Genomic DNA, 3,503 nt, shown 5'->3' on the forward strand with positions numbered 1-3,503 from the left:
CCCGAAAGCCGCAACCCCACCGGAATGTTGTAGGTCGACCCCGCCCCCTCGAACCGGTTCAGGAACCACAACCGCTGCTGCGCGAACGACAACGGGACGGTCTGCGGCCGTTCCCGCCGGTGCAGGCCGCGGCGGGCACCGTCGGATCCGTCGAGCCGTTCCGCCAGCGCGGCGACCGTGGGCGCGTCGAACAGCACCCGGATCGGGACCTCGACCCCGAGGTCGGTGCGGATCCGGCTGACCAGCTTGGTGACCAGCAGCGAGTGACCGCCCAGCGCGAAGAAGTTGTCGTCGATCCCGACGCTCTCCAGCCCCAGCACCTCCGCGAACAGCGCACACACCGCCCGCTCGCGGTCGGTGCGCGCCGTACGGCCGGCCGACAGTGCGCCGAGGTCGGGGGCGGGAAGAGCACGGCGGTCCAGCTTGCCGTTGGGGTTCAGCGGCAGGGCGGCCAGCGGCACGAACGCCGACGGCACCATGTACTCCGGCAGCGCGGCCGCCGCCCGGGCCCGCAGCGCGGCGTGGTCGACGTCCGCCCCGGCCGCCGGGACCAGGTACGCCACCAGGCGCCGGTCGCCGGGCAGGTCCTCGCGGACCAGCACGGCGGCCTGGGAGACGGCCTCGTCGGCGGTGAGCACGGCCTCGATCTCGCCGAGCTCGATCCGGAAGCCACGGACCTTGACCTGGCTGTCCGAGCGCCCGAGGTAGTCGATCTGCCCGTCCGGGGTCCAGCGGACCACGTCGCCGGTCCGGTACATCCGGGAGCCGGGCGCGCCGAACGGGTCCGGCAGGAAGCGGTCCGCGGTCAGGCCGGGCCGGTTCAGGTAGCCGCGGGCGACGCCGGCACCCGCGATGAACAGCTCGCCCGGCACGCCCGACGGCACCGGGCGCAGGCCCCGGTCGAGCACGTACACCCGGGTGTTGCCGATCGGCCGGCCGATCGGGGGCGCCGAGGCGGCCTCCCGGTCGGTGTACCAGGCCGTCGCGTACACCGTGGTCTCGGTCGGCCCGTAGATGTTGGCGACCGTGGCGCCGGGCGCGGCGGCCCGGATCGCGTTCAGGGTGTGTGCGGGCAGCCCCTCGCCCGCGAGCACCACCATCCGGGCGTCCAGCTCCAGGCCGCCCTGCGCGACCAGGTTGGCCAGCGCGGACGGCACACCGCTCACCAGGCTGCCGCGCCAGCGGGTGCCGTCGCCCTCCAGCAGGGCCAGCAGGTCGCGGACGATCTCGATCCGGCCGCCGCTCAGCAGCGGGCCGAACATCTCGAACACCGACACGTCGAAGTTGAGCGAGGTCGAGGCCAGCACGTGCGACAGCCGCTCCGGGCCGATCTCGGCGACCGCCCAGGCCGCCAGGGCGGCGACGTTGCGGTGCTCGACCACCACGCCCTTGGGCCGGCCCGTCGAACCCGAGGTGTAGATCGCGTACGCCGGGTGCTCTGGCCGCAGCTCGGCCGCCCGGGTGGGCGCCGTGTCCGGGGCCGCGGCGATCAGCGCCGCCGTGGCCGGGTCGTCCAGCACCACCAGCGGCACCCCGCCGTCCGCGACCACGGCCTCGGTCGCCCGGACCGCCACGGCCAGCACCGGTGCGGCGTCGGACAGCATGTACGCGATCCGGTCGGCCGGGTAGCCGGGGTCGACGGGCAGGTACGCGGCGCCCGACTTCAGCACCGCCAGGACCGCCACCATCATGTCCGCCGAGCGCGGCAGGGACAGGGCGACCAGGGTCTCCGGGCCGACGCCGTGGCCGGCCAGCAGCCGGGCCAGCCGGTTCGCCCGGGCGTCCAGCTCCGCGTAGCTCAGCTCGACGCCCGCGGACACCACCGCGACCGCCGCCGGCGTCCGCCGGACCTGCGCCTCGAAGAGCTCCGGCACGGTCCCGGCGGGCACCTCCAGCGCGGTGTCGTTGCGCACGGTCAGCAGGTCCCGGCGCTCCTCGGCGGTGAGGAGGTCGACCTCGGGCAGCCGGAGACCGGGCTCCGCCAGCACCGCTTCGAGCAGCAGGACCAGGCGCGCCACCATCGCCTCCACCGTCCGGTGGTCGAACAGCTCGGCCGCGTACACCACGCTGCCGGCGAACCCGGCCGCGCCCTCGTCGGCGAAGCTGAACGCGAGGTCGAACTTGGCGCCCTCGCCGGCCCCGGCGACGGGCTCGGCCTCGATACCGGGCAGGTCGAGGCCGACCGCACCGGCCGCCGCCTCGGCGAAGGTGAGCATCACCTGGAACAGCGGGTGCCAGGCCATCGAGCGAGCGGGGTTCAGCACCTCCACCAGCCGCTCGAACGGCACGTCCTGGTGCGCGAACGCCGCCAGATCCGCATCCCGCACCCGGCCAACCAGCTCACGGAACGTCGGGTCACCCGACACATCCGTGCGCAGCACCAGCGTGTTCACGAAGAACCCGACCAGCTCGTCCAGCGCGGCATCGGTGCGGCCCGCGACCGGCGTGCCGAACGGGATGTCCGTCCCGGCACCCAGGCGCGACAGCAGCCCGGCCACCGCCGCCTGCACCACCATGAACGCCGTCGCCCCGCACTCCCGGGCCAGGTCACCGAGGCGGGAGCCCAGGTCGGGGTCGAGCCGGAACTCCACCACCCCGCCCTGCCGCCCGGCCTCCGCCGGGCGCACCCGGTCGGTCGGGAGCTCCAGCAGCTCGGGCGAGCCCGCGAGGGTGGCCCGCCAGAAGTCGAGCTGCGCCGAGATCAGGCTCTGCGGGTCGGACTCCTCGCCGAGCAGGCGACGCTGCCAGAGGGTGTAGTCCGCGTACTGGACCGGCAGTTCGGCCCAGCCCGGCGCGGATCCCGCGGTCCGGGCGGTGTACGCGGTCCGGAGGTCGGCGGCCAGCGGCGCCATCGACCAGCCGTCGGCCGCGATGTGGTGCAGCACGATCAGCAGTACCGACTCCTCGGCGCCGGTCTCGAACAGCAAGGCCCGCAACGGCAGATCGGTGGTGACATCGAACGGGCGGGCCGCGGCTCCGGCGATCCCCTCGGCGCCGCGGACCACCTCCAGCAGCTCACCGACCTCGGCGAGCTGCACCACCCGCTGGTACGGCACGCCGTCCAGCTCGGGGAAGACCGTCCGCAGGCTCTCGTGCCGGCCGGCCACGTCCCGCAGAGCGGCGCGTAGAGCAGCGATGTCGAGGGGGCCGGAGAGTCGCAGGGCGACGGGGATGTTGTAGGTGGGACCGGCATCCTCGAAGCGGTTCAGGAACCAGAGCCGCTGCTGCGCGAACGACAGCGGCACCACCTCGGGGCGCTCGGCGCGGACCAGGGCGGCCCTCGCCCCTTCGGCACCGGCCAGCCCGGCCGCCAGGCCCGCGACCGTACCGGTCTCGAACAGCGCCCGGATCGGCAGCTCCACGCCGAGTTCGGTGCGGATGCGGCTGACCAGGCGGGTGACCAGCAGGGAGTGGCCGCCCAGCGCGAAGAAGTTGTCGTCGATGGTGACACCCTCGACGCCCAGCACCTCGCCGAACAGCGCGCACAGCACCCGCTCACGCCC

General features: G+C 74.6%; 1 protein-coding gene. It reads right to left on the bottom strand.

Annotated elements, in window-relative coordinates; all coding sequences use genetic code 11:
* Positions 1-3,503, bottom strand: a 3,503-nt coding sequence (locus tag AB0D08_RS40540; RefSeq protein ID WP_359895387.1) for an amino acid adenylation domain-containing protein, incomplete at both ends; no start/stop codon positions are given.

It is taken from the genome of Kitasatospora sp. NPDC048540 (genome assembly GCF_040651175.1).
Lineage (GTDB): Bacteria > Actinomycetota > Actinomycetes > Streptomycetales > Streptomycetaceae > Kitasatospora.